The organism is Arthrobacter sp. fls2-241-R2A-200, assembly GCF_030209745.1.
In the GTDB taxonomy this organism is placed as follows: Bacteria; Actinomycetota; Actinomycetes; order Actinomycetales; family Micrococcaceae; genus Arthrobacter.
Genome location: NZ_JARVRJ010000007.1, coordinates 129,743 through 149,434, shown reverse-complemented (window position 1 = coordinate 149,434; position 19,692 = coordinate 129,743). Strand labels below are relative to the sequence as shown.

The window sequence follows — 19,692 nt, the reverse complement described above, 5'->3', positions numbered from 1 at the left end:
TTGAGTTCAGGGTGTCATCTCTGCGTCATTTGTCGTCAGGTATGCACCACCAGCATGTCGGCATCTATCTCTCCATCCGGGAAGAAGCAGGCGAATTCTTGTCCGTATGCCTCTTCTGAAGCCAGTGGCGGCTCCAGAGTAAGGCACTTCTCCTGTTTCGCGGCGGGAAGCGCAGCAAACACCGGACAACGAGTCGCAAAGTTACAACCTCGCGGGGCGTCCAGGGGGCTGGGGAGGTCGCCCTGGAGGATGATCCGTTCACGGGTGCGTTCAAGGTTCGGGTCCGGTACCGGGATGGCCGACAACAAAGCCCGGGTGTAAGGGTGCCGCGGGTTGTCGAAGACCTCGTCCACGTCACCGGTCTCCACGATTTTGCCCAAGTACATCACTGCCACCCGGTCAGAAATATGCCGCACTACAGACAGATCGTGGGCAACCATCAGGTAGCTCAGGCCCAGTTCGGCGCGGAGTTGGTCCAGCAGGTTGATGACGCCGGCCTGCACCGAAACGTCCAGCGCGGACACAGGTTCATCCAACACAACGAGCTTGGGGTTGACGGCGAGGGCGCGGGCGATCCCGATTCGTTGGCGCTGTCCGCCCGAGAACTGGTTGGGGAAGCGGTTAACGTGGTCCGGCTGCAGGCCAACCAGGCGCATTAGCTCCATGATCCGTTTCTTGATGGCAGCCTTGGGCATGCCAAGGTTTTCCAAAGGTTCGGCAAGGACTTCGTACACGGTGAAGCGAGGGTCCAGGGCGCCGGTGGGGTCTTGGAAGACCATCTGCATTTCCTTGCGCATAGCCATCTTGGTCTTGGAGTCCGTGGCCACCTTGTTGCTGACACCGCTGATGACCACCTCCCCTTGCTGGTCCGGGTGGAACTCCATGATCTCCAGCAGGGTGGTGGTTTTGCCGCAACCGGACTCGCCAACGATCGAGAGGCACTCCCCTTCGCGGATATCGAAGCTCAGCCCGTCCACGGCTTTTACCGTGCCGATCCGCCGCTTGATCAGGGCACCCTTGAGCAGCGGGAAGTGCTTCTTCACGTCTTTGAGTTCCAGGACTTTTTCGCGCTCGCCGCGGTCCACGCCGTCGAACTTTGATACTGGCTTGGCGGGCGCCCTGAAAATGTGGTGAGCGTCCGTTTCGCCGCCCAGTTCCTCAGCTTTGATGCAGGCGGCCCTATGGCTGGCGGCGGTCTTCGCATCGGTGCCGTTTGTGTTGGGCCTGTTTGCGAGGACACGCACGGACAAGAGCTCCGGCTCGCCGCCCAAGCAAGCGTCGCTGACGAGCGGGCAGCGCCCCGCGAAGGAGCAGCCGGTCACCGGAAGCGCCAAGTTGGGCGGTGCGCCTTCGATGGGAACCAACGACTGTTTGTTGGCGGTATCTACTCGGGGAACCGCTCCGAGCAGGCCCAAGGTATATGGCATCCGAGGGTTGTAGTAGATGTCCTCCACAGTGCCTTTTTCCACAGGCTTACCGGCATACATGACCATGATGTCATCGGCCATGCCCGCGACGACGCCCAGGTCATGCGTGATCATGACGACGGCGGCGCCGGTCTCCTCCTGTGCGGTGTGCAGGACTTCCAGCACCTGAGCCTGAATGGTGACGTCCAGCGCCGTCGTGGGTTCATCTGCGATGAGTATCCGCGGATCGTTGGCGATCGCGATGGCGATCATCACGCGCTGTCGCATGCCGCCGGAAAACTCGTGGGGGAAGGCCTTCAGCCGGTCCTTGGGGCTCGGGATGCCCACCATGCGCAAAAGTTCGACGGCGCGGGCTTCTTTGGCCTGTTTGCTCATGATGGGGTTGTGAACCGTGAGGGCTTCGATGATCTGGTTGCCCACCGTGTAGACCGGGGTCAAGGAGGACAGCGGGTCCTGGAACACCATGGCGATGTCGCTGCCCCGGTGTTTGCACATGGCCTTATCGCTGAGGCCCAGGAGTTCCTTTCCCCTGTACCGGACCGATCCAGTGATGTCCGCCGTCTCCGGAAGCAGCCCCATGATGGCCATGGACGTCACGGACTTCCCGGAACCGGATTCGCCCACGATGCCCAGGGTTTTACCGGGGAGGAGGTCGAAATCGACTCCACGGACTGCGTGGACCACACCGTTTTCCGTGTTGAAGCGCACGTTGAGGTCGCGGACGCTGAGGACGGCATCGCCGGGAGCGTAAAGTCCCACCTCACGGAGCCGCTCTGAAGGTGTTTGGGAGATATTGGTGCTCATTTGGTGGTCTTCTTTACTGTTCGTACTGCGGTCCGCTTGGCCCGGCCGATGGAACTGGAGCTGGGGTCGAACGCGTCACGGAGGCCGTCGTTCATCATGGCAAGCGAGCCGGTCAGCAGGAACATGACCGTCAGCGGAACCCAGAACATCCACGGAAACGAGGACACTTGCCCGGTGGCCTGGCCGATGAGGACGCCGAGGCTGACGTCAGGAAGTTTGATGCCAATACCGATGAAGGAAAACGCCACTTCGGCAAGGACCGCACCGGTGATGCCCCGGGTGAAGTCCAGGACCAGGAGGGAGCCGATGTTGGGAACCAGGTGCCGCCAGACGATGCGCCGGGATGGAACACCCATGTATTTGGCTGCCTTGACGTAGTCACGTTGCATGAGGGACATAGACAGGGAGCGCACCAAACGGGCAGTGCCCATCCAGCTGAAAAAGAGCAGCACAACAATCAGCAACAGCCAACTGGGGAGGTTCTTCAGCCCCCCGCTGCCGCTGGTTGCAACTGCGACCACCAAGATGGCTGGCATCATGATGAGCGCTTCGAGAATGAACAGCATGATCGCGTCCACTTTCCCGCCGAAGAACGCCATGGTGCAGCCGTACACCGCGGAGACCAGGACGGACACGCCGCCCACGATCAAGCCGATGAAGATGGAGATCCTGGTGCCTTCCACTATCAGCGCCAAGAGGTCGATTCCGGCCTGGGAGGTACCGAGGAAGTGGTCCGGGGAAGGACCCATGCCGATGTTGTAGGGATCGATCGTGTCCTTATTCCACGGAGTCAGGAACCCGCCCACCAATGAAAAGAGGAACAAAGCAAGGAAAACGAACAATCCGGCGACGGCGGTTCGGTTACGCATGAACCGCCGGAAGATAATGCGGGACTTGGCGATGACCACGTCCTGGCCATCGGAGACGCGGGATTCGTCGATCTCTGCAATCGGATCAATGATGTTCGTCATTACTGGACCCTCACTCGTGGATCGACCAGCGTTGTGGCGAAGTCCGCCAGGATTGCACCGATGGCAAAGATCACCGAGCCGTAGGCCAGGGTTGCGGTAGCGACATTGACGTCCTGCAACCCGATGGACTGGATGCTCCAAAGACCAATGCCCGGCCATGCGAAGATCGCCTCAGCGAAGAAGCCACCGGTAAAGATCGCGGGGATGGTGAACGCGATGCTCTGCGCCACCGGGATAAAAGACACTCGCAGCGCATGACGACGGATGGCCTGGTTGCGGGTCAGGCCCTTCGCTCGCGCCGTTCGGACGAAGTCTGCGTTGACGTTGTCCAAAAGATACTGGCGCTGGGCGATCTGGTAGCCGGCCCAACCGAAAATCGTCATCGCGAAGGTGGGCACGGCGTAGTGGGCCACGAGGTCAACGAAAGCAGGCCACCCGGGGTCGATTCCCGGCGTCGAAATTCCTGTCACGAAGAAAATCCGCTGGCCGACTGCCTCATTGACGCTGATGGCGCCCAACTGGACCAGGAAGTAGGCGATCGGGGCGGGCAGGATGTGCACCAGATAGCTATAGGAGGTGATGACCCGGTCTTGGAACTTGTATTGCCGTGCCGCGGAGTACACGCCCAGGGCCACGCCGATGATCAGGGTCAGGATGATCGACGCAATGAACAGCCGGGTAGAGACCAGGACGCGGTCTCCGAATTCAGCATTAACTGATGCGCCATTCGGGCTACGGCCCCAGTCCCAGTGGGTCACGATGTTTCCGAGCCAATCCACGTAGCGTTCCCACGCGTTCTTGGCCGGATCCAAGCCGAGCCCCCGGAACGATGCCGCTACCTGCTCAGGGGTTGGCCGCGGAATTTTCTCCTGTTCGAGGACTGCCGGCTTCAGTGAGGACACCGCCAGGAAGTACCCGGCGCTGGTGGTTAGGAAGATCATGACCAGGTAGATTCCTGATCGCTTCATCAAGTACTTCAGCATGTCGGTCGGCTGCCTCGAATCAGGGCAAAATTCAAAAGCTCGTCCTTCCGCGGTACCCGGCTGTGGCCGGCTTCAGTTGCAGGGGCACACGGGTATGTGGGTGTCCCCCGCACCTCTTCAGCGACCACCAGCCTTGATATGGCATGGGTCACATTCAAGAGGAAACTACCACAATAACTGCTTCACGTTTTGCTTCACGGCGGCTTGAACCGCGCCTGCGGCCAGATTGTTATGCAGGGCAGCTCCGGGCTACCGCGGCTTCAGGAGGCGCGTCACGAGTTCGCGCCAGGAATCAGTGATGCGAGTCGGCGAGATTCCGTGGGTCCGCACGGCATTGATAATCCGTTCCGGATCCAACGCAGACATCAGCGACATCGCCATGACCCACGGGTCTGGCGCGCCGGCCTCCCGCAGCAGTAGCTCCACATGCCTGTGCGCAAGAACTGTCGCGGGGACTTCAAAGCGGTGGTGGGCAGAGGTTCCTGCAGCGCGTAACAGTTCCCCGTTCTCCAGGACGAAGTAGACGCGCCCCTCCCCGAAGGCGATGAGCCTCTCCGCAGGCGTAGCGCCCGGGCCCAGTGGCGGCGGCCCAAACATGAAGCCGCGCTGGAAGTCTGCCTCCGAGTCGCTGAGCAACGTCATCATCAGTCCCGCCCGGCTGCCGAAACGACGGAAAACAGTCCCTTTGCCCACCTTGGCCTTGCATGCGAGGGCGTCCATGGTCAAAGCCTCGGCTCCGAATTCCGCTACCAACTCGCGGGCGGCACAAAGAAGCCGCTCACGGTTCCGGGCAGCGTCGCTACGCTCCTGTGGCGCACCCGGGGATGCCTCCGGCTGGAATGGAATCGAGCTCACAAACTCATTCTAGCCCCCGGGAATATTAAGCGGACCATGGTCCGTTTATACTCAGTGAAGGCACCAAAGCCCCCGAACCGTAGGCCTACAGCCCGCCTGTCAGGCCAACAAAAGGAGACATCATGTCCAAGCACACCGTCCTCGCCCTCGTCGGCAGCCTCCGCGCCGAGTCGCACAACAGGAAGCTCGCCGAAGCCATCCAGCTCAACGCCCCCGAGAACGTTGAAGTCCAGATCCACGACTCGTTGGGTAACATCCCCTTCTACAACGAAGACATCGATGTGGAGGGCCAGGTCCCATCCGCGGCTGCCGCTCTTCGTGCCGCAGCCGCCGACGCCGACACGCTCCTCCTGGTCACGCCCGAGCACAACGGCGCCATGCCTGCCTCTCTCAAGAACGCCATCGACTGGCTGTCGCGCCCGTACGGTGCCGGGGCCCTTGCCGGCAAGCCGACCGCCGTCGTCGGTACCGCATTTGGCCAGTTCGGTGGAGTCTGGGCCCAGGACGAGGCCCGCAAGGCAGCCGGGATCGCCGGCGCCAAGGTGCTCGAGGACGTTAAGCTGGCCATCCCGGGTTCCATGATCCGTTTCGCCGAACTGCACCCGAAGGACGACGCTGAGGTTGTCGAGCAGATCAAGGGCATCTTTGAGCCGCTGACTGCAGTTCAGGATGAAGAAGAAGAAGTAGCCGCCTAACCCGGCTCCTGTCGCCGCCCCCTCCCGAGCTTGCCGTTTACACAGGCTCGGGAGGGGGCTTCGCTTTTAAGCCGGCTTCGTCCGGCTGCATCCCTTAAAGGCTGTACTTGGGTCCTTGCTGAAACAGGCCATCCATCTCCGCATGGCTTCGGGTGCCTGCCAGGCCTGCCCAATTGCCATCAGCCAGGATTTCACTGGCCACCTTGGCTACTTTGGCGTAGGCGGCCTTGGCAGTGTTGCCTCCGATACTCACCCGCCGAACACCGGCGTCGTGCAATTCCGCCGGCGACGGCGAGCCGACGCCAGCCAGTGCGTTCAGGGGTGCTGCGATGCGGCTGGAGATCTGGTGCAGGACGTGCAAATCCACCACTCCGGGCACAAAGATGCCGTCCGCGCCGGCAGTGAGGTACGACTCGGCCCGCCGTAACGTCTCCTCGTAGGCCTTATCCGGGAAGCGTCCTGAAAGATAGGTGTCCGTCCGTGCATTCACGAAAAGCGGAACCCCGCGTTCATCAGCAGTTGCACGGATCACGGCGATTCGCCGTGATTGCTCACCGACATCCGTGAGCGGGTCCTCCGCCGAGTCCTCTATGTTGATTCCCACCGCCCCAGCGTCCAGCACGGCGTGAATGGTGGCTCGAAGTTCATCGTCGGTGCGGCCATAACCGGTCTCGATATCGGCAGTGACGGGCAGCCGGGTCGCATGTGCGATGCGGCCCAGGGCTGCCATGGCCAATCCCCACGGCACGTGATCACCATCCCGGTATCCCAAGCTCCACGACACCGCGGAGCTGGATGTAGCAATGGCGGACGCCCCCGCCTCTTGCACGACGCGAGCAGAAGCCGCGTCCCAAACATTCACAAGCACCAAGGGCTGAGGACCAGGATCGTGGAGCTTTCGGAAGTGTTCGGCCTTAGTCACGGATCCCGAGTGCGTTGTCATAGCTACATTCCAGCCGCTCGGCATCGTGTCGTAAAGCTCTTCCGACCCTCCGGGCGATTTTGAGCAACAAGTGTTGCCTCTTTAGCAACATTGAGGAGTATTCTTTCCGTGTGACCCACGAAACATTGGATGCCGGCACCACGCTGCCCGCTGAAGCCATCGACGCCATCGAGCGGGCCGCAACGGCCGCTCACCCGCATGAGGAACTCTTCTCCGCGCGGGCCGCCAACATCAAGCAGTCCGCTGTTCGGGACGTTTTCGACATCTCGATGCAGCCGGGGCTGGTCTCCCTCGCCGGCGGTAACCCCTACCTTCAATCCTTGCCGCTGGAAAAGCTGGGCCAGACAGCAGCCAAGATCATCGCCGAGGAAGGCATGACCGCACTCCAGTACGGCGGAGGGCAGGGCACGGACGAGTTACGGAGCCAGATCTGCACGATCATGGCCGCGGAAGGCATCACGAATGCCAGCCCGGAGAACATCGTCATCACCGCAGGCTCCCAGTCAGCCCAAGACGTAGCCACGAAGGTTTTTTGCAACCCGGGCGACGTCGTCCTGGTAGAGAACCCAACCTACGTTGGTGCGCTCAACACCTTTGAGGCCTACCAGGTGCAGGTTGAACCTGTCGAAATGGACGACGACGGCTTGGTCCCGGAGCTACTGGAGGCCCGGATCTCTGCGTTGCAGGCAGAGGGCAAGACCATCAAGTTCCTCTACACGATTCCCAACTTCAACAATCCCTCAGGGATCACGTTGGCTGAGGAACGCAGGCAGCAGATCGTCGACATATGCCGGAGGTCGAATATCATCGTCCTCGAAGACAACCCCTACGGCCTTCTCCGCTTTGACGGACAACCGCTTGCGCCCATGCGGGCAGCCAACCCGGACGACGTCATCTATCTGGGCTCCTTCTCCAAAATCTTCGCGCCCGGACTCCGCATCGGTTGGGCCCTGGTCCCGGCACACCTGCAACGACGGTTCTATCTGGCCTCCGAGGCAGTCACCCTCTGTCCTCCGCCATTGAACCAAATGCTTGTCTCGGCATATCTCCGCGAGTACGACTGGGAAGGCCAGATCGAGACGTACCGCTCCCTCTACTCGGAGCGTTGCAAGGCCCTGCTGTCAGCATTGGAAACCTACATGCCCGCCGGAGTGACGTGGACCAGGCCCGCAGGCGGATTCTTCGTGTGGGTCACCTTGCCCGAGGGCTTGGATACCTATCCCCTTTTGGGTAAGGCCATCGACGCCGGCGTCGTGTTCATCCCCGGGGCCGCTTTCTCGCCGGCGGATGGAGTATCGAACAAGCTCCGCCTGGCGTTCAGCGCCGTCCCGCCGGATACCATTGCCGAAGGGGTGCGTCGACTGGCCCCCATCCTGGCTGAAGCCATTGAAGCTACCAATGAAGGAGCAGCACAATGACCGGAGTTGTGATCGTCGGAGTAGACGGCAGCGAGACTGCCCTCAGAGCCGCGCATTCTGCCCAGCAGCTAGCCATAGCGCTGGGTGCCAAGCTCCACGTCGTGAGTGCTTTCGACAGCAACAAGACAGAAGTGGTTGAGATCGGAACCGACAAGTGGGTGGTGTCCGACGCCGCCGAAGCTGAGGCCGTGGCCCGCACAGTAGCCGAGCAACTCAAAGACGACAGGCTTGAGGTGACCTATGGTCCGGCCTACGGCAAGCCGGGCGAGGCCCTCGTCAAGGAGGCCGAAATCCTGCACGCCCGACTGATCGTGGTGGGAAACCGGCGCATGCAAGGACTTGGCCGCGTACTGGGAAGCGTGGCCAACACAGTGGCTCACACGGCCCCCTGCGACGTGTACATCGTGAAAACCGACGAAGCCTAAAGCGAGCAGAATCACGGTGCCGGGTGGGGATTCTCACCCGGCATTCGCGTCCCCTTGAGCCGGGCGCCCGAGGCCACCGTTATAAAATTGAGATGCCCCCAAAGGTGCGAGCCGCCTCCATTTTTCGATCTCAGGGGATCCTCAATGCTTACTATGCAGCCGCGCCAACGCGTTGGACACGACATCCTGCTTGCCCGTCACGGCAACAGCATCAGCACCATGCGCTTGGACCGCGCCAATGACCGGGTCATTGCAATGCTCGACGACGGATCCTGGGACAGCGCACCGAACCTGATCTCCCCCAGCATTCAAATGCCGGAGACTATCCGGAGCATCCTTCGCAAAGACTGGCGCTTCCTGTCGGTGGTCTCCGTCGCCGTGCTGACCGTCGCCGCAGTAGCCTTGGGAGTCAGCGTGGAAATGGCCCAGCACATGTCAACAACGGAACTTCAAGCGCTCCTGGTCAACTACCCGGCGTACTAAGCGCCGCACGGGGTGGCCCGTGTTTCGGGTTGCTCGTGTTTCGGGTTGCTCGTCTTCCGAGTTGCTCGTCAAAGCAGGTATTCGCGAAGCAGCCACCACAGTCCGGCTATGATGACACCGCCGGACAGCGAGCCGATAACAACTTGGGCAACGGTGTGCGCCCGCAGAACGAGGCGCGACCAGCCCACAGCGGGCACGAGCAACAGCAACGGCAGCCAGGCAGGCCCGAACATGAGAATGGCTATGACGGTGGTGCCGGCAAGCGCCGAGGCATGCCCGCTCATCTTCCAGAACGCGCTGACAACCGCCAACACGGCGATGCCGCCAATAAGGGCAAGTATCATCACCGACACGCTCAGAGGGGCGTGAAGGACCTGCAGAAGAAGAAGCCCGGCGAGCACTGACACCAGCGTCGTCAACAGCAAAGCGGGCCTTTGCCGTCTGTCACTGACATGGTGGTCCGTGATCCTGCCCAGCCTCACCATCACCAGCACGTAGGCCAGGGGCAACAAGCAAACGAAGACCGCGGCCAAGACTCCGAACCATATTGTTCCGGGAAACCCCGGCTCGATGACAGGACTGATCAGGAGCAGGACCGTCACTACTACAGGCGGTTGGAATACCTCCGTCAGCACGCGGGCAACAGTGCGCCACTTGCCGGAAAGCTGCGCGACCGAGGTTGTACCTTCAGTCAAGCAGCAATGCCGGTTCTTCAAGGATCGCCGCCACATCCGCCATAAACCGGGCGGACAGGTCGCCATCGACCACTCGGTGGTCGAAAGAACCCCCAAGAGTGGTGATCCAGCGTGGGATGACTTCCCCGTCTAGGACCCAAGGCTTTTGCTTGATTGTTCCGAAGGCAACGATTGCTACCTCGCCCGGATTGATGATGGGCGTTCCGGTGTCAATACCGAGCGCACCAATGTTGGTGACGGTTAGAGTACCGCCCTGCATCTCGGCAGGTTGGGTTTTGCCGGCCCGGGCTTTGGTGGCGAGTTCATTAAGTGCCAGCGCCAACTCCTTCAAGGAGAGGTCCTGCGCATCCTTGATGTTGGGCACCATGAGTCCCCGCGGGGTTGCGGCCGCAATCCCGAGATTCATGTAGTGCTTCACGTGGATTTCGGCGGTGCCTTTCCCGTCGGAGTCATCCACCCACGTCGCATTGACGCTGGGGTTGCGCGCGGCGGCCCAGATCACTGCTTTGGCGAGGATGAGGAGGGGGGAAACCTTGATGCCTTCGAAGTCGCGGGAAACCTTCAGCCGCTTAACGAATTCCATGGTGCGGCTCGCATCAACGTCCACGAAGATACTGACGTGGGGAGCTGAGAACGCAGAGTCAACCATGGCGCGGGCCGTCGCCTTGCGTACCCCCTTGACCGGGATGCGTTCGATCCTCTGATCCTGTGGCTTCTTGGATGCGCTCCAGAAACTTTCCGCTTGGTCGAGTTCCGCGTCTCGTTGCGCCTGGTAACTGACCAAGTCCTCGCGCGTCACTTCACCACGATGTCCTGTGGGGACCACGTCCGCGAGGTCAATCCCGAGGTCGCGGGCAAACTTGCGCACCGGCGGCTTTGCCAGGACCTTGTTCACGAGGCCTGTAAGGGCCACACCCACACTGTTCCCACGGGTTGCGGGCGACTCTTGGGCTACCGACGTGACCCGCTTCGGGGCCGGCACCTCGGCTGCATTGGCTTGCAACACAGAGGTCACGTCCTGCACTGTACCTTCAGCGTCCTCGGCGACCGGAGCCGCGACGACCACGCTTTCGAGTGGCCGTTTGCGCGCACGGCGCTTGACGGCATCGGCCTTCGGACCGGATCCAACCAAGGGACTGGTGGCGGGCTGCTCAGTGTCCTCCGCGGAGAGCTTTCCGTAGACGGGTGTGAATACTTCGTCCACCTCTGGCGACACGGGGGGAGCTTGGGGGGTGGCGGGTGCTGGATCACCCTCCTGCCCCTCGGAAACGGCAATGATGGCAGTGCCGACCTCCACCGTGATGCCCTCCTCCACCAGCAGTTCGGTGACCGTACCGGCAAATGGCGAGGGCAACTCTACGAGCGACTTTGCAGTCTCAATCTCGCAAAGTACATCGTTTATGGCCACGGTGTCCCCCGGCTTGACTTTCCACGCCACTACCTCGGCCTCTGTCAAGCCTTCGCCGACGTCCGGCAAGTTGAATTTCTTTACAGTCACTGGGTCCTCGATTGTCGTTTGCCAGGCACGAAGCAGGGCGAATCAGAGCGGGCTAGTAGGCCAGGGATCGATCGAGCGCTTCGAGGATCTTGTCGATATCCGGCAAGTAATCCTCTTCAACTTTGGCAACAGGGTAAGGCATGTGGAAACCGCCGACCCTTATCACGGGGGCCTCAAGGTGGAGGAACGCCCGTTCGCTGATTCGCGCCGCGATCTCGCCGCCAATGCCACCAAAGGTAGGAGCCTCATGGGCAACGATGAGACGGCCGGTCTTCTTTACCGAGGCTTCCACGGTGTCGAAATCCACCGGCGAAATGGAGCGGAGGTCGATAACTTCAACGCTTCGACCATCCTCCTCAGCTGCATTTGCCGCTGCCAGTGCGACAGGCACCAACGGCCCGTAAGCCACGATGGTCGCATCGGTTCCCGCACGGACCACGTGAGCCTTGAAAGGATCCTCCGACAAACCGGGATTCTCAACGTCGACTTCACCTTTGAGCCAATAACGGCGCTTAGGCTCGAAAAAGATCACCGGATCCTGGCACTCTATTGCCTTCTGGATCATCCAATAGGCGTCGTGCGGGTTCGAGGGTGAAATGATGCGCAACCCTGCCGTGTGTGCGAACAGCGCCTCGGGGGACTCGGAGTGGTGTTCAATGGATCCGATGCCGCCACCGTAAGGGATGCGAATGACCACCGGAACGCTCAGCTTCCCCAGGCTCCGCGAGTGGATCTTGGCCAACTGCGTTGTGATCTGGTTGAAGGCAGGATAAACAAAGCCGTCGAACTGGATCTCGCACACGGGCGAATACCCCCGCAACGCCAAGCCGATCGCGGTACCTATGATCCCCGATTCAGCCAATGGCGTGTCCAGAACGCGATCATCGCCGAATTCCTTGATCAGGCCATCCGTGACGCGGTAGACGCCGCCGAGGTGCCCGATGTCCTCGCCCATCAACAACGACTTGGGATACGCGGTCAGTGATGCTCGCAGGCCCTCGTTAATGGCCTTGGCAATGGTCATGGTCGCCATTAGTTGGTTGCCTCCTGGTCACTTTCGAACCCTGCCGAGTATTGCTCAAACCAAGCCAATTCCTCAGCAATCAACGGATGCTTTTCGGCGTAGACGCTGGCGAAGGCTTCCCGAATGTCAGGGACTTCAATGCCATGAGTGGTGCTCCGGACGTATTTGGCCAGTTCATCGCCGTCGGCCGCGACCTGGTCGAAGAAGGCTTCATCGGCCAAGCCTTCCGCCCGCAAGTACTTCTCCAGCCGATCCAAGGGATCCTTTTCGCGCCAGGCAGCTTCTTCCGCAGATTCCCGGTACTTAGTGGGATCGTCGGCAGTGGTGTGGGCACCGACGCGGTAGGTGTAGGCCTCAATCAGAACCGGCCCTCGGCCCTCCCTGGCATGTTCGAGAGCCCACTCCGTGACGGCGTGAACTGCGATGACATCATTGCCATCTACGCGAATCCCTGGGAAACCGTAGCCCTTCGCCCGATTGGCCAGAGGGACCTTGGTCTGGACTTCCGTGGGGACCGAAATGGCCCAATGGTTGTTTTGGCAGAAGAAGACCACGGGCGCATCGTACGAAGCGGCAAAGACCATGGACTCGTGGACGTCGCCTTCGGAGCTGGCGCCATCGCCGAAGTAAGCGATGACGGCGGCCTTCGGATCAGCGGAGTCCGCAGCAGCAAGTTTCTGGTCCCGCTGGATGCCCATGGCGTAACCGACCGCGTGCAGAGTCTGCGCGGCAAGCACCAGGGTGTAGAGGTGGAAGTTGTTCTCGCGCGGGTCCCAGCCACCGTTGGAAACTCCACGGAATTGCTTGAGCAATTCGGCCAGGTCCACGTTGCGGACCAGGGCAACGCCATGTTCCCGGTACGTGGGGAAGATGTAATCCTGTGGTTCGCTGGCGTGTCCGGAACCGATCTGCGCGGCTTCCTGGCCAGTCAGCGGCACCCAGAGAGCCAACTCTCCTTGGCGCTGCAACGCCGTGGCTTCCTGGTCGAAGCGACGGATTCGGGCCATGTCGGTATAGAAGACCTTCAGTTTTTCCGGATCGATGCGCTTGGCGTAATCCGAGAACACGGGATCAGTTCCGAGTTTTCCGTCGGGCCCGAGCAACTGAACCATGTCCACCGGTTCGGCCGGCGCGGCCGCTGCCGCGGTGGTCGCCGCGAGAGTTTCTTCCGTACCGTGGGGTAGTTGTCCCTGGCCCATACCCGTCTCCTTGCTTCCACGGCGGCGCCGCGGCGATGTCTTTCGCTGGGATATATGCCAATTCTGGAATGCATTCCGGAACTGGCATATATTTTGGCTTTCGTCCTTACTTTATCGGGAGTAAGGAATCTTGGTGCACATGTTAACCGCTAGGAACGCTGCGGCGGGTTTGTATAACCTGCACAGAGTTCCAGAAAGCGGGTGTTGGCCTCGACCTCCCCGATGGTGACGCGGACGCCTTCATCACCGAAGGCACGCACTGACAGGGCTTTCTCGGCTGCGAGTGCCGAGAATTCACCGCTGTGCTTACCCAAATTGAGCCAGACAAAGTTGCCTTGGGGCTCCGGAATGAACCAGCCGAGCTCCCGCAGGCCAGCGGTGACCCTGTCCCGCTCGTCCACCAGGCTTTGTACCCTCTCCACAACCTGGTCGTAGTTCTCGATGGAAGCCACCGCTGCCCGCTCCGCGATTTGCGATACTGCGAAGGGTGTGGCGGTGACACGGAGGTGCTGGGTAATCAAGGGGCCGGAAACGCTGTACCCAACCCGCAGACCTGCAAGGCCATGAGCCTTGGAGAAAGTCCTCAGCACCACCACGTTGGGATACTTCCGATAGAGCTGGATCCCGTCGACGGCCCGTTCATCCCGCACAAATTCCTGATAGGCCTCGTCGATGACCACCACGACGCCGGGCGGAACCGATTGGATGAATCGCTCAGTTTCTTCTGCGGTGAGGATGGGACCCGTCGGGTTATTCGGTGTGCAGAGCAGAATGACTTTGGTACGAACGGTCACCGCAGCGGCCATGGTTTCCAGGTCATGGCGACCGTCCGGGAGAAGCGGGATCCGGACGCTTCCCGCACCCGCCAACCCGACACAAATCGGGTATGCCTCGAAAGAACGCCAAGCGTAGATAACCTCGTCCTGTTTCCCGTCGTCGTTCTGTCCGGCGAAAGTGGCGAGGATCTGGTTCAATGCCCCCAAGCTGCCGGCGCCAGTGACGACGTCGCCGGCCGGGATATCGAGGAAATCGGCCAAGGCATTTCGCAGCTTGGTGGCCAAGGGGTCAGGGTAGCGGTTAATGTCGGTCTGGTCCGCGATCGCCTGCAGCACTGCAGGAACCGGGGGTAAGGGATTCTCGTTTGACGACAATTTGTAGCTAGTGAGGCCCTCAATCGCAGCGGGAGGTTTGCCGGCTGCGTACTTGGGGAGCCTGTCCACGACCGGGCGAGGGAGTACGCCCTCCGGTGCGTTGTCAGTAGTAGTCATGGATTCAAGCCTACTTGCCGATCCGTGGCTGTTGTTGGGCTGATCGGCCGGCCTGTGTGGAACCATGGGTCTATGGGTTCATTCATCATCCGCGTCCTCATCAACGGGCTTGCCCTGTGGGTTGCCACATGGCTGCTGGACGGTATGGATATCTCAACGAGTGCCACAGAGCGGGCGGCAGCAAATGCCGGGCTCGTGCAAGGAGCGGACACCGTGGGCATAGTCCTTGCGTACCTCTTCATCGGCCTCATCTTCGGCGTGGTCAATGCGTTCGTTCGCCCGTTGGTCAGGGTACTTTCGCTTCCCGTGACCATCCTGACGCTGGGACTGTTCACCATCATTATCAATGCGGCCATGCTGTACCTGACTGCGTGGCTAAGTAGTTTCACGCCGGTCCACCTCACCATCGATTCCTTTTTCTGGACGGCTGTCTTGGCTGCAATCATCATCAGCATTATTTCCATGGTTGCCGGCTTAATCCCCGGCGCCCGTCGACGCTGAGTATCCAACACTTATCGTGCCCCTGCCACTGATCGGGTCTCGGGCAGATCCTTGGGAGGCAGGATGTCCTTCCGTTGCGGCATCGGCTGCCGCTTGAGTTTGAAGTGAGTTACTTTTACCGCACCTCCACCCCCCACAGCCCCCGCGAAGGCAGCACTTGAGGCTAACAATGAGGGGTCGTGGCTCGCGCTGACCAGCTCCGCCCCGGCCGCGTAGTTCTCTTGGTCGTGCCCGGGGCCCAGCCCAGGATCTTGTCCCTTTGGGGTTGCGACGGGGTTTGTCAGCGTGACGGTAACTCTGTCCTTGGTGTCTGGATTATCGGCCCCATCTGTTCCTGGTACCCAGTCCTGGATGTGTTCCAAATGCAGCGCACTGATGCCCGGTTCCGACGTGATACCGCCGACCGGCGATCCCGCGGTCAGTACAAACTTGAGGTTGAACTCGCTAAGGAACGCCTTGTCTTGAGCCAAATTCATGGCGTGGATTCCCCCTTGGCTGTGGCCGACAGCGACCACTGGGTCCCCGGCCGCTGCGCCGGCTGCCTTTAGTGCCTGACCGATTGCCGGTATGACTTCTTGGGAGCCATACCCGAGCGCCTCACCGACACCGGCAGCGTCGAAAGGATTGGATGAGGAGGGTTCCAGTTGGGTTCCCGGGATGAGGACCATCCACGAAGCAGATCCCCTGTTTCCGAGCTGAATGACCTCGATTTCGCCGTCGTTGAGGGCGTGCAGCTTTTCAAGCCGACGCAGGCTACCAGCCATTGTTGGCCGGAATTCCTCCACGGACTCGTCCATCTTCTCGATCGTGACGGGTCGCGGCTGCATCCCCTCCAAGAGTGGCGACTTCAGCAGCTCATGCAATACGTCGCCCACCCGGTACCCGGTGGCAATGAGTCTGTTATAGGTTTCTTGGGTCACATCCCGACCGGCAGCCAAAACCCCCGGCGCCCCGGACCATCTGATCTGATCGGGACGCAGTACGTGTGGCAGCGCGTTCCGGGCTTCAACATCCTCGTAAGCGCGGCGGCTCGACCGAACCTGCGCGCTGATGCCGACAAGTTGTTCGCGCACCTTGCCGACGTCACTGCGAGCTTCTCCCACAGCGTTGACTGCCGGGTAGCCGGACACCACGGCGTTCTGGGCGAACATCTCCAGCTCATCGTGAACCTTGCGGGCCTCCGCTTCGATCTCCAGGAGTTGTTGGGCAACCTCGTCCAACTGGTCTGCACCGCGGGAAAGCTCCTCCAGTTGAAAAGAGATGCCACCCACCCCGCCCCTGATGGAAAGGCTGCCATCCCCGACCGGCGGCAAGGGCTGGAGAGCGGATCCGTCACCGAAAGAAACCGCATCGGCCATCAGGGACCGGTCCCGCCGGAGACGGAAACACTTCTGGAATAACGGAGCACCATGGCTACCGCGTGCTCCATGGTCCCCCTTGCACGCATCAGGGCTGCGGCCTGCAGGGCAACCGTTGTTCGATAAGCCTGCCCGGCCGGTGATTGCCAGTCTTCCATCTGCGCTCTCCGCAGCGACGCCAACGCGGTATCGGCGAGGTCCACACATGCCTTGATGCGCCAGGCGAGCCTTTGCACGTCATGGCTACGTGAGGCACACTCCAGGGGGTTGAAGGTGGGCGGAGTGGCCGCAGGGATTAAGCCGACGCTCATGTCCTTTGCTCCATCTGGTTTGTTACGCGGTTCTGTGGCTATGAGATTACGGAGCCCTGGGAGCGCAAGGAACTGCTGACCTCCCCTATGTGGAAAACGCAAATGACTGTCCACAGAGCGCCTGTCACCAACGCCCGGGACAGCCGTAGAGCATGAAAGAATAGGCACCATGGCTGAATCCCCTCGCGTGTCCCTCGCTTCCGAACCTCTCGCCCTTGGCGCCCTCGACGGCCGCTATCGCGCCGCCGTCGCGCCGCTCGTTGACTACTTGTCCGAGGCGGCCCTGAACCGCGACCGTGTTCATGTGGAAGTCGAGTGGCTGATTCACCTCACCAGCCAGTCGGTGTTGCCGGGCGCCGGTCCCCTCACGGACCAGCAGGTCTCTCAGTTGCGGTCCATCGTGACGGAGTTCAATGCGGAGTCGGTCAATGAACTGGCGGAAATCGAAGCGGTCACTGTTCACGACGTCAAGGCCGTGGAGTACTACATCGGGCGTCGCCTGGCCGCCATCGGCATCGAGAACCTGACCGCCATGGTCCACTTCGGCTGCACGTCTGAGGACATCAATAACCTCTCCTACGCTGTGGGCATCAAAGGTGCCGTGGAGGACGTTTGGCTCCCCAACGCAAAAGCCCTGGTCCAGCAGATCGAGGCCATGGCAGAGGCCAACCGCTCCGTGCCGATGCTTTCCCGCACGCACGGGCAGCCCGCGACTCCTACTACGCTCGGCAAGGAACTTGCGGTGATTGCCCACCGCCTGAATCGGCAACTCACCCGCATTGCCAAGACCGAATACCTTGGCAAAATCAATGGCGCAACCGGCACCTATGCCGCGCATGTAGCGTCTGTCCCCAGCGCTGACTGGGAGGCCGTTGCCAAGACGTTCGTGGAAGGGCTCGGCCTGGCGTGGAACCCGCTCACCACGCAGATCGAAAGCCATGACTGGCAGGCCGAGCTTTACGCTGACATCGCGCGTTTCAACCGCATCCTGCACAATGTCTGCACCGACATCTGGAGCTATATTTCCATCGGTTACTTCCGGCAGATCCCGGTTGCCGGTGCCACGGGTTCTTCCACCATGCCGCACAAGGTCAACCCGATCCGATTCGAGAACGCCGAAGCCAACCTGGAAATCTCCAACGGCCTTCTCGATACACTGGCCGCTACGCTGGTTACCTCGCGTTGGCAGCGCGACCTCACGGATTCCTCCTCCCAGCGCAACATCGGCGTTGCTTTCGGTCACTCCCTGCTCGCCATCTCAAATGTTGCCAAGGGCCTCAAGGCACTTGATGTGGCCGAAGAAGTCCTCGCAGCCGACCTCAACACCAACTGGGAAGTGCTTGGCGAGGCGATCCAGATGGTGATGCGCGCCGAGGCAATTGCCGGTGTCGAGGGCATGGAAAACCCGTACGAGCGGTTGAAGGACCTTACGCGCGGGCAGCGCGTGGACGGTGCCCGAATGCAGGAATTCGTGCAGGGCCTGGGTCTTTCCAAGGACGCTGAAGCTCGGCTCTTGGAACTTACCCCGAGTAAGTACACAGGCATCGCCGACAAGCTGGTGGACCACCTGCGGTAGAACCATCGCCTGCGGCGGTGCCATCACAGGTGGCGAACGCACGTCGACGGCGGGACGGGGCTGTGTGCCCCGGTCCGCCGTCGCCTCTTAACGGCACCATCGCTTTACCGCGCCATACCCTTCGGGTGGCGGCGCGCAATTCTCCGGACGCTTACGAGCAGGAAACACAGTGGTAACTCGCCCTACCTAGGCTTGAGTCGCATAGGAACCTCACCACGCGGCGAAAAGAGGCATACGTGCAGACCAATCCACGGCTCAATATCCGGCAGGTCACATGGGCAAACCCGGTGGGTGCAGACCTCAGAGCCGCACAACAGGCCGAATTGGATCCCCGCTTTGGAACCACAGACCACGAGCCAGGTCCGGCCCCATCGGAGGCTGACACGGCCGTTTTCGTGGTGGCCTATGAGAGGTGCTCGGGACAACCCTTGGGCTGCGGAGGCTTGAGGATGCTCGACGAAAACACGGCAGAGGTCAAAAGGCTATACGTGGTTCCTTATGCCCGCGGGTCCGGGGTGGCCAGCTCAATACTCGCCGCCTTGGAAGCCCAAGCCCACTCGCATGGCTTCGGCGTGATCGCAGCGGAGGCGGGGTCTGCCCAGTCGGATGGCCGCAGCTTTTACGAGAGCGCAGGGTTTGCCCCAGTGCCAAACTTCGAGCCATACATCGGCGTGACGGATTCGCACTGCTATTCGAAGCACATCGATTCACATAGTGCCTCGCACACAGCCATGGCCTAACCGGGCGCGCTTTGAGACGGCAACATCAAGCACACCTCGGCGCAGTTCGATAATCTCAAATCATGGAAAAAGCAGATATCACCTTCCGCACGCGTAAATGGGTGCGGCCCGAGGACCTGAACGCCAACGGCACGCTCTTCGGCGGTAGCCTGCTGAAATGGATTGATGAAGAGGCCGCGATCTACGCCATCCTCCAGCTTGGCAATGGCCGGGCTGTCACCAAGTACATCTCAGAGATCAACTTTGTGAGTTCAGCGGTGCAGGGCGACCTGATCGAGATGGGCCTGACGGCTAAGCGGTTTGGCCGCACGTCACTGACCATGCGTGCCGAGGTCCGCAACATGATCACCCGGCAATCCATCCTGACCATTGAGGAGATCGTCTTCGTGAACCTGGGAAGTGACGGACGCCCGGAGCCGCATGGTTACACGGAGATCACCTATGACCGTGACCGCATCCCCACGCACCACCTCACCAAGCCGCTCGACGAGGATTAAACGGCACGCGTACCCAGCCCA

Annotated in this window: 20 protein-coding genes; 8 read left to right on the top strand and 12 right to left on the bottom strand. The window is 60.9% G+C overall.

From position 1 onward, the window contains the following. Positions 1-35: 35 nt before the first annotated feature. The 4 genes from QRN42_RS08370 to QRN42_RS08355 form a co-directional block, all read right to left on the bottom strand. Positions 36-2,231, bottom strand: a complete 2,196-nt coding sequence (locus QRN42_RS08370; protein WP_284978783.1) for a dipeptide ABC transporter ATP-binding protein — start codon at positions 2,229-2,231, stop codon at positions 36-38. Then, the gene (locus QRN42_RS08365; protein ID WP_284974976.1) at positions 2,228-3,202 is read right to left on the bottom strand and encodes an ABC transporter permease; all 975 of its coding nucleotides are present in this window, start codon (positions 3,200-3,202) and stop codon (positions 2,228-2,230) included. The genes QRN42_RS08370 and QRN42_RS08365 overlap by 4 nt, the downstream gene beginning before the upstream one ends. After that, on the bottom strand, positions 3,202-4,185 hold the full coding sequence (locus QRN42_RS08360) for an ABC transporter permease (protein ID WP_284974975.1): 984 nt from the start codon (positions 4,183-4,185) through the stop codon (positions 3,202-3,204). Before QRN42_RS08360 ends, QRN42_RS08365 begins: the two co-directional genes overlap by 1 nt. Positions 4,186-4,434: 249 nt before the next feature. Beyond that, the gene (locus QRN42_RS08355) at positions 4,435-5,040 is read right to left on the bottom strand and encodes a TetR/AcrR family transcriptional regulator (RefSeq protein WP_284974974.1); all 606 of its coding nucleotides are present in this window, start codon (positions 5,038-5,040) and stop codon (positions 4,435-4,437) included. 122 nt (positions 5,041-5,162) lie between these two features. Here QRN42_RS08355 and QRN42_RS08350 point away from each other — a divergent pair, with 122 nt between their 5' ends. After that, entirely contained in the window at positions 5,163-5,735 is a 573-nt protein-coding gene (locus tag QRN42_RS08350) for an NAD(P)H-dependent oxidoreductase (RefSeq protein WP_284978782.1), read from the top strand. 94 nt (positions 5,736-5,829) lie between these two features. On the opposite strand, the gene QRN42_RS08345 is transcribed toward QRN42_RS08350, so the two are convergent. Further along, positions 5,830-6,678 carry an isocitrate lyase/PEP mutase family protein gene (locus QRN42_RS08345; RefSeq protein WP_284978781.1) on the bottom strand — a complete coding sequence of 283 codons (849 nt, stop codon included), beginning with the start codon at positions 6,676-6,678 and terminating at the stop codon, positions 5,830-5,832. A 110-nt stretch (positions 6,679-6,788) separates the two neighbouring features. On the opposite strand from QRN42_RS08345, the gene QRN42_RS08340 reads away from it, so the two are divergent. From QRN42_RS08340 to QRN42_RS08330, 3 genes are all read left to right on the top strand, one after another. Next, entirely contained in the window at positions 6,789-8,096 is a 1,308-nt protein-coding gene (locus QRN42_RS08340; protein ID WP_284978780.1) for an aminotransferase-like domain-containing protein, read from the top strand. After that, positions 8,093-8,521, top strand: coding sequence for a universal stress protein (locus QRN42_RS08335; RefSeq protein WP_284978779.1), 429 nt, complete (start codon positions 8,093-8,095; stop codon positions 8,519-8,521). Before QRN42_RS08340 ends, QRN42_RS08335 begins: the two co-directional genes overlap by 4 nt. A 144-nt stretch (positions 8,522-8,665) precedes the next feature. Beyond that, a complete protein-coding gene (locus QRN42_RS08330; RefSeq protein WP_284974969.1) occupies positions 8,666-9,004 on the top strand; it encodes a hypothetical protein in 339 nt (112 codons plus the stop codon). Positions 9,005-9,072: 68 nt separating this feature from the next. Here the strand turns inward: QRN42_RS08330 and QRN42_RS08325 are convergent, their stop codons facing one another. The 5 genes from QRN42_RS08325 to QRN42_RS08305 all read right to left on the bottom strand — a co-directional run bounded on the left by QRN42_RS08325 (position 9,073) and on the right by QRN42_RS08305 (position 14,688). Beyond that, complete coding sequence (locus QRN42_RS08325; protein WP_284978777.1) at positions 9,073-9,699, bottom strand: phosphatidic acid phosphatase; 627 nt, start codon at positions 9,697-9,699, stop codon at positions 9,073-9,075. Next, positions 9,692-11,197, bottom strand: a complete 1,506-nt coding sequence (locus QRN42_RS08320; protein WP_284978776.1) for a dihydrolipoamide acetyltransferase family protein — start codon at positions 11,195-11,197, stop codon at positions 9,692-9,694. The genes QRN42_RS08325 and QRN42_RS08320 overlap by 8 nt, the downstream gene beginning before the upstream one ends. A gap of 52 nt (positions 11,198-11,249) precedes the next feature. Beyond that, complete coding sequence (locus tag QRN42_RS08315) at positions 11,250-12,230, bottom strand: alpha-ketoacid dehydrogenase subunit beta (RefSeq protein WP_284978775.1); 981 nt, start codon at positions 12,228-12,230, stop codon at positions 11,250-11,252. Then, on the bottom strand, positions 12,230-13,420 hold the full coding sequence (gene pdhA / locus QRN42_RS08310) for a pyruvate dehydrogenase (acetyl-transferring) E1 component subunit alpha (RefSeq protein WP_502869484.1): 1,191 nt from the start codon (positions 13,418-13,420) through the stop codon (positions 12,230-12,232). Before pdhA ends, QRN42_RS08315 begins: the two co-directional genes overlap by 1 nt. Before the next feature lie 149 nt (positions 13,421-13,569). Beyond that, entirely contained in the window at positions 13,570-14,688 is a 1,119-nt protein-coding gene (locus QRN42_RS08305) for a histidinol-phosphate transaminase (RefSeq protein ID WP_284978774.1), read from the bottom strand. A 72-nt stretch (positions 14,689-14,760) separates the two neighbouring features. On the opposite strand from QRN42_RS08305, the gene QRN42_RS08300 reads away from it, so the two are divergent. Further along, positions 14,761-15,189 carry a phage holin family protein gene (locus QRN42_RS08300; RefSeq protein ID WP_284978772.1) on the top strand — a complete coding sequence of 143 codons (429 nt, stop codon included), beginning with the start codon at positions 14,761-14,763 and terminating at the stop codon, positions 15,187-15,189. A gap of 11 nt (positions 15,190-15,200) precedes the next feature. Here QRN42_RS08300 and QRN42_RS08295 read toward each other — a convergent pair whose 3' ends face one another. Then, a complete protein-coding gene (locus QRN42_RS08295; RefSeq protein ID WP_284978771.1) occupies positions 15,201-16,547 on the bottom strand; it encodes a hypothetical protein in 1,347 nt (448 codons plus the stop codon). Continuing rightward, positions 16,547-16,858: a hypothetical protein gene (locus QRN42_RS08290; RefSeq protein WP_284978770.1), complete on the bottom strand. Its 312-nt coding sequence runs from the start codon at positions 16,856-16,858 to the stop codon at positions 16,547-16,549. Before QRN42_RS08290 ends, QRN42_RS08295 begins: the two co-directional genes overlap by 1 nt. 169 nt (positions 16,859-17,027) lie before the next feature. On the opposite strand from QRN42_RS08290, the gene purB reads away from it, so the two are divergent. The 3 genes from purB (at position 17,028) to QRN42_RS08275 (ending at position 19,671) form a co-directional block, all read left to right on the top strand. Further along, positions 17,028-18,434: an adenylosuccinate lyase gene (purB, locus tag QRN42_RS08285; RefSeq protein WP_284978769.1), complete on the top strand. Its 1,407-nt coding sequence runs from the start codon at positions 17,028-17,030 to the stop codon at positions 18,432-18,434. Between the two features lie 236 nt (positions 18,435-18,670). Further along, the gene (locus QRN42_RS08280; protein ID WP_284978768.1) at positions 18,671-19,174 is read left to right on the top strand and encodes a GNAT family N-acetyltransferase; all 504 of its coding nucleotides are present in this window, start codon (positions 18,671-18,673) and stop codon (positions 19,172-19,174) included. Positions 19,175-19,236: 62 nt separating this feature from the next. Further along, the gene (locus tag QRN42_RS08275; RefSeq protein ID WP_284974959.1) at positions 19,237-19,671 is read left to right on the top strand and encodes an acyl-CoA thioesterase; all 435 of its coding nucleotides are present in this window, start codon (positions 19,237-19,239) and stop codon (positions 19,669-19,671) included. The last annotated feature ends 21 nt before the right edge of the window (positions 19,672-19,692 follow it).

Excerpts from the sequence above, each read along its gene's own strand:
- QRN42_RS08350 (WP_284978782.1), top strand. The coding sequence starts at position 5,163 with ATGTCCAAGCACACCGTCCTCGCCCTCGTCGGCAGCCTCCGCGCCGAG.
- QRN42_RS08360 (WP_284974975.1), bottom strand. The coding sequence starts at position 4,185 with ATGCTGAAGTACTTGATGAAGCGATCAGGAATCTACCTGGTCATGATC.
- pdhA (WP_502869484.1), bottom strand. The coding sequence starts at position 13,420 with ATGGGCCAGGGACAACTACCCCACGGTACGGAAGAAACTCTCGCGGCG.
- QRN42_RS08365 (WP_284974976.1), bottom strand. The coding sequence starts at position 3,202 with ATGACGAACATCATTGATCCGATTGCAGAGATCGACGAATCCCGCGTC.
- QRN42_RS08315 (WP_284978775.1), bottom strand. The coding sequence starts at position 12,230 with ATGGCGACCATGACCATTGCCAAGGCCATTAACGAGGGCCTGCGAGCA.
- QRN42_RS08305 (WP_284978774.1), bottom strand. The coding sequence starts at position 14,688 with ATGACTACTACTGACAACGCACCGGAGGGCGTACTCCCTCGCCCGGTC.
- QRN42_RS08290 (WP_284978770.1), bottom strand. The coding sequence starts at position 16,858 with ATGAGCGTCGGCTTAATCCCTGCGGCCACTCCGCCCACCTTCAACCCC.
- QRN42_RS08370 (WP_284978783.1), bottom strand. The coding sequence starts at position 2,231 with ATGAGCACCAATATCTCCCAAACACCTTCAGAGCGGCTCCGTGAGGTG.
- QRN42_RS08275 (WP_284974959.1), top strand. The coding sequence starts at position 19,237 with ATGGAAAAAGCAGATATCACCTTCCGCACGCGTAAATGGGTGCGGCCC.
- QRN42_RS08295 (WP_284978771.1), bottom strand. The coding sequence starts at position 16,547 with ATGGCCGATGCGGTTTCTTTCGGTGACGGATCCGCTCTCCAGCCCTTG.
- QRN42_RS08345 (WP_284978781.1), bottom strand. The coding sequence starts at position 6,678 with ATGACAACGCACTCGGGATCCGTGACTAAGGCCGAACACTTCCGAAAG.
- QRN42_RS08330 (WP_284974969.1), top strand. The coding sequence starts at position 8,666 with ATGCTTACTATGCAGCCGCGCCAACGCGTTGGACACGACATCCTGCTT.
- QRN42_RS08300 (WP_284978772.1), top strand. The coding sequence starts at position 14,761 with ATGGGTTCATTCATCATCCGCGTCCTCATCAACGGGCTTGCCCTGTGG.
- QRN42_RS08335 (WP_284978779.1), top strand. The coding sequence starts at position 8,093 with ATGACCGGAGTTGTGATCGTCGGAGTAGACGGCAGCGAGACTGCCCTC.
- purB (WP_284978769.1), top strand. The coding sequence starts at position 17,028 with ATGGCTGAATCCCCTCGCGTGTCCCTCGCTTCCGAACCTCTCGCCCTT.